This window comes from Candidatus Nanopelagicales bacterium (genome assembly GCA_018003655.1).
In the GTDB taxonomy this organism is placed as follows: domain Bacteria; phylum Actinomycetota; class Actinomycetes; order S36-B12; family UBA10799; genus JAGNDY01.
In genome coordinates, this window is sequence record JAGNDY010000113.1 from 1 (window position 1) to 4958 (window position 4958).

The following is a 4958-nucleotide window of genomic DNA, read 5'->3' on the forward strand; positions in this document are numbered from 1 at the left end:
CGGCTCGCACCGGGTCGGCAGTACGTGATCTTCGACGATGTTGTCACCACAGGTGCGACGATGGCTGAAGCCCACCGAGCGCTCTGGGCTGCCGGCGCCGAGGCTGTGGGTGCGGTCGCTCTCGCCAGCGCCTCGACCTGATTTGGTTTCCGAGGGTGAGTAGCCGATGCGCCGACCCGCCGCTCGGGATAGCGTGGAGTCATGGCACCCGCCCGGGTCCGTGGTTGCGTCGGGTTCGCCCTTACGGGAGGAACCTGGCAAGCCGATGCCAGTCGCAGGCAAAACGGTCCACGTAAGGGCACCGAAAGGTGTCTGATCACGGTGCGGCTTAGAAGTAAGCCCTGCCCCGCCGCCGACTCAGATGGTCGGCGTCAACGGGAGTCGGATGAACGTCGGATAACTCCGCGGCATTCGCAGCAGGCAGGTGTGGGGTCGAAGACCAGGTCGGCCGGGCGGGTGCTTGCCAGTGCAGAAGTGCAAGATGGGACGTCCTACAGGAGAGCGGAGGTCACCCGATGAGTGACGTTGAGATCGTGGTTCGGGGTCGGCACGTTGACGTGTCGAGTCGGTTCAAGGAGCAGGCCCAGAGCAAGCTCGGGCGAGCAGATCGCTTCGGTGTGCCGATATCTCGCATCGATGTCGAGTTGTCCAAGGAGAACAACCCGCGGCTCGCCGATCGCGCCTTTGCTGTCCAGTTGACCTGCCGCGGGGACGGGCCGATCATCCGGGCCGAGGCCTACGCCGCAGACAAGTACAGCTCCCTCGATATGGCGTTCGACCGCCTCGAGCAACAACTGCGGCGAGCCCACGATCGTTCGCGATTCCATCGCACCGCGCGTCATGCCAAGCGCATTGACCTGCCGGCCGAACTCGGAGACGACGTCCTCGAGGAGGAATCACCGGTTGCGGAGGTCAGCCAGACTGAGGTCGATGTCGACGACGAGTTGTTCGCGGCTGGTCCGGTGGTGGTGCGGGACAAGACCCATCCGACCACTCCCATGACCATCGAACAAGCCGTGACGGAGATGGAACTTGTCGGCCACGACTTCTTCCTTTTCCACGAGGTCGAATCTGCGGCACCGGCGGTTGTCTACCGTCGACGTGGCTACGACTACGGATTGATCCGGATCGACACGGCAGCCAACTCGGCCGGGGGCTGACTCCACTGGTGAGTGCTCCAAACCAGCGCGTCATGGTGGCTGACTACCAGCCACTGGTCGCGCGGGGTCTAGTGGCGACTCTCGCGGCTGATCCAGGGATCGACGTGTTCGAATCGTCGGCGGATCCGGTCGCTTTGGTCGCCGATGCACTCGAGTGGGCGCCGGAATTGGTGTTGTTGGGCGTTCCCCGCAACTCGGCGTCAGTCATGCGGGCCGCTGGCGAACTGTCACAACAGGTACCCGGTGTTTGCTTGATCGTCATCACCGACACCGATCGCGAACTTGACGTCGTGACGATGGTGAAGGTTGGCGTCACTGGCGTGCTTGCTCGCGGTGCGCCGATTGCCGATGTGCTGATGACAGTCAAACAGGGCCTGTTGGGTCGATCGACCTTGTCCGGCGACGTTGCCAATCGGCTATTGACTCAGGTTGCCGCTGCTTCTCGGCTCAGCGGACCCATGCCAGCTGGGGCACTGACAGCGCGAGAGCTTGAGGTGCTGCGGTTGGTCGCTGACGGTATGCACAACCGCGACGTCGCCAATCAACTCCACATCAGCGAGAACACGGTGAAGAACCACATGCGCAGCGTCCACGAGAAGCTCGGCGTCCGGACGCGCACCGAGGCCGTCGTAACGGCCGCGAGACGGGGATTGCTCGGGCTCGGCTAGCTGGCGACTACTCCCAGGCCATTCTGGGCGAAGCGCCGGATGACTTCCCGGGCTTCCTCCGCGTCGGTCACGTCGCCGTAGAGGCCGGGAGCTGATCGCACCTCGAAGTGATTGCCGCTGGCAATCAGCGCCGCGTAGGCGCGTGGGACCGCTGTGGTGGCGTCACGGGCGACCCAAACCGCCGTCGCTCGGCGGACGAGAGTCCCCAAGGCGGCAATCGCACCCGCTCGCGAGGCAGCGTCAATGGGCTGCAGTTGCATGGTTCCTGCGGCGATCTCGGTGTTCGCTGCGGGAGGTAGTGAATCCGGCACGGCGTCAGCATGCCTCAGCGTCGTGGTCCGTGTGCGGCGTTTCGCAGAAGTCAGGTCGAACAAATGCGTTCGGCGGGATCTCGGCGCCGATCTCTGTGCGCCGTGGCCTCCACCGGCTGGACTGCGTACCATGACCGAGTGGCGATTTGGGACAAGGTTCTGCGTGCTGGTGAAGGCAAGACTCTGCGCAAATTGGTCGGCCTCACCGGTCAGGTCAACGCGCTGGAGGAGGACTTTGTCGATCTCAGCGACACCGAGCTTCGGGCGCTGACCGATGAGTACCGCGAGCGACTGGCAGCCGGGGAGACGCTCGACGACTTACTTCCCGAGGCGTTTGCCACCGTCCGCGAGGCTGCGCGACGCACACTCGGACAGCGCCATTACGACGTTCAGATCATGGGTGGCGCGGCGCTGCATCTCGGCAACATTGCCGAGATGCGTACGGGTGAAGGCAAGACGCTGGTGTCAACGCTTCCGGCCTACCTCAACGCGCTCGCCAGCGACGGGGTGCACATCATCACGGTCAACGACTACCTCGCTGAGCGCGACTCCGAGTGGATGGGCAGGGTTCACCGCTTCCTCGGCCTTGAGGTCGGCTGCATTCTGTCGTCGATGACCCCCGAGCAGCGTCGAGTTGCCTACAACGCCGACATCACCTACGGCACCAATAACGAGTTCGGGTTCGACTACCTGCGCGACAACATGGCGTGGTCCAAAGAAGAGATGGTCCAACGTGGGCATCACTTTGCCATCGTTGACGAGGTTGACTCCATCCTGATCGACGAGGCGCGCACGCCACTGATCATCTCCGGGCCGAGCGATCAGGAGCCAAAGTGGTACGCCGACTTCGCCAAGCTGGTCACGCGCCTGGACGTCGAGGATGACTACGAGGTTGACGTCAAGAAGCGAACCGTCGGCATCCTTGAGTCAGGCGTGGAGAAGACCGAGGACTGGCTCGGGATGGAGAACCTCTACGAGGCCGTGAACACTCCGCTCGTCGGTTACCTGAACAACGCGCTGAAGGCCAAGGAACTGTTCAAGAAAGACAAGGACTACGTCGTTATTGACGGCGAGGTGCTGATCGTGGATGAGCACACCGGTCGCATCTTGGCGGGACGGCGCTACAACGAGGGTCTCCACCAAGCCATCGAGGCCAAGGAGGGTGTCGAGATCAAGGCCGAGAACCAGACTCTGGCCACCATCACCCTGCAGAACTTCTTCCGCCTGTACAACAAGCTCGGCGGGATGACCGGTACCGCGATGACCGAGGCTGCTGAGTTCAGCCAGATCTACAAGCTCGGCGTGGTTCCGATCCCGACCAACAAGCAGAACATCCGGCTCGATGAGCCCGATCTCGTCTACCGCACAGAGGAAGCCAAATTCGCTGCCGTGGTGGAAGACATCGCCGAGCGAAGCGAAGCAGGGCAGCCGGTGCTCGTCGGAACTGTCAGTGTGGAGAAGAGCGAGGTGCTGTCCAAGGCGCTGCGAGCGGCGGGTGTCCGGCACGAGGTCCTCAACGCCAAGTTCCACGATCGTGAGGCCACCATTGTTGCCGAGGCAGGTCGCAAAGGTGCCGTGACGGTCGCGACCAACATGGCTGGCCGTGGCACGGACATCATGCTCGGCGGAAGCCCGGAGTTCCGAGCCTCCGCGCAGTTGGCCGACCGGGGTCTGTCTCCGGTCGAGACGCCGGAGGAGTACGAGGCGGCGTGGGCGGACGCGCTCGACAAGGAGCAGGAGTCGGTCAAGACTGAGCACGAGGAGGTCATCGAACTCGGCGGGTTGTATGTGTTGGGAACCGAGCGGCACGAGTCGCGCCGGATCGACAACCAACTGCGCGGTCGGTCGGCGCGCCAGGGCGACCCAGGTGAAACCCGCTTCTACCTGTCGCTGCAAGACGACTTGATGCGCAGGTTCAATGCCGCCATGGTGGAGGCGTTCCTCAGCCGGTTCAACGTTCCCGACGATGTGCCGATCGAAGCCAAGATGGTCACCCGAGCAATTGCCAGTGCACAGGGCCAGGTCGAGTCGCAGAACTTTGAGATCCGCAAGAACGTGCTCAAGTACGACGAGGTCATGAACCGCCAACGACTCGTGATCTATGACGAACGGCATCGGGTTCTTGAGGGTGAGGATCTAGAGAATCAGGTCCGCAGTTTCCTGGATGACGCCATTGCGGCGGCAGTCATCGGCGCGACGACCGATGGTTTCCCGGAAGAGTGGGATCTTGAGGCACTGTGGACCCACCTGCAGACCCTGTACCCAGTCGGCGTGAGTATCGAGGACCTCGAGCAGCGCTCCGGTGGTGGTCGCAGTGGTTTGAGTCGGGAGTTCCTCACGGAGGAACTGCAGGAGGACATTCAGCAGGCTTATGACGCGCGCGAAGAGGCACTGGGTACCGACGTGACCCGCGAACTTGAGCGTCGTGTCGTGCTCTCAGTACTTGACCGCAAGTGGCGCGAACACCTGTATGAGATGGACTACCTCCAAGAGGGCATTGGCCTGCGGGCGATGGCGCAGCGCGATCCGCTCGTGGAGTACCAGAAAGAAGGCTTTGACCTCTTCCAAGCGATGATGGGCGCGATCAAGGAGGAATCAGTCGGTTACCTCTTCAACGTCGACGTCACCGTCAACGAGGACGAGGTGGACGCGATTGAAGGTTCTGAGGCTGACCGCGAGGAAGCTATCGCAGCCGCACAGGGCGTGTCCGCCGTGCTTGCCGCTGCCGCAGCCCACCCGCATGTCGAGGCTCCGGGACTGAGTCCGAGCCGGCCGAAGGCGCTGCAGTACACGGCACCTTCTGAGGTCGCCGACGGAAC

Annotated in this window: 5 protein-coding genes; 4 read left to right on the forward strand and 1 reads right to left on the reverse strand. The window is 62.9% G+C overall.

Annotated elements, in window-relative coordinates:
- The 3 genes from KAZ48_10615 to KAZ48_10625 all read left to right on the forward strand — a co-directional run.
- Positions 1–141: hypothetical protein (locus KAZ48_10615; protein ID MBP7973244.1), on the forward strand; the 141-nt coding region annotated here is incomplete at its 5' end.
- Between the two features lie 374 nt (positions 142–515).
- Positions 516–1160, forward strand: a complete 645-nt coding sequence (gene raiA, locus KAZ48_10620; GenBank protein MBP7973245.1) for a ribosome-associated translation inhibitor RaiA — start codon at positions 516–518, stop codon at positions 1158–1160.
- 8 nt (positions 1161–1168) lie between these two features.
- A complete protein-coding gene (locus KAZ48_10625) occupies positions 1169–1828 on the forward strand; it encodes a response regulator transcription factor (GenBank protein ID MBP7973246.1) in 660 nt (219 codons plus the stop codon).
- Here the strand turns inward: KAZ48_10625 and KAZ48_10630 are convergent.
- Entirely contained in the window at positions 1825–2139 is a 315-nt protein-coding gene (locus tag KAZ48_10630; GenBank protein ID MBP7973247.1) for a hypothetical protein, read from the reverse strand. The two genes, KAZ48_10625 and KAZ48_10630, sit on opposite strands and share 4 nt — an antisense overlap.
- Positions 2140–2202: 63 nt before the next feature.
- Here KAZ48_10630 and secA point away from each other — a divergent pair.
- Positions 2203–4958 (forward strand): preprotein translocase subunit SecA (secA, locus tag KAZ48_10635; protein MBP7973248.1); only part of this gene is annotated, 2756 nt, incomplete at its 3' end.

Coding starts and splice junctions, on each gene's coding strand:
- raiA (MBP7973245.1), top strand. CDS start 516: ATGAGTGACGTTGAGATCGTGGTTCGGGGTCGGCACGTTGACGTGTCG.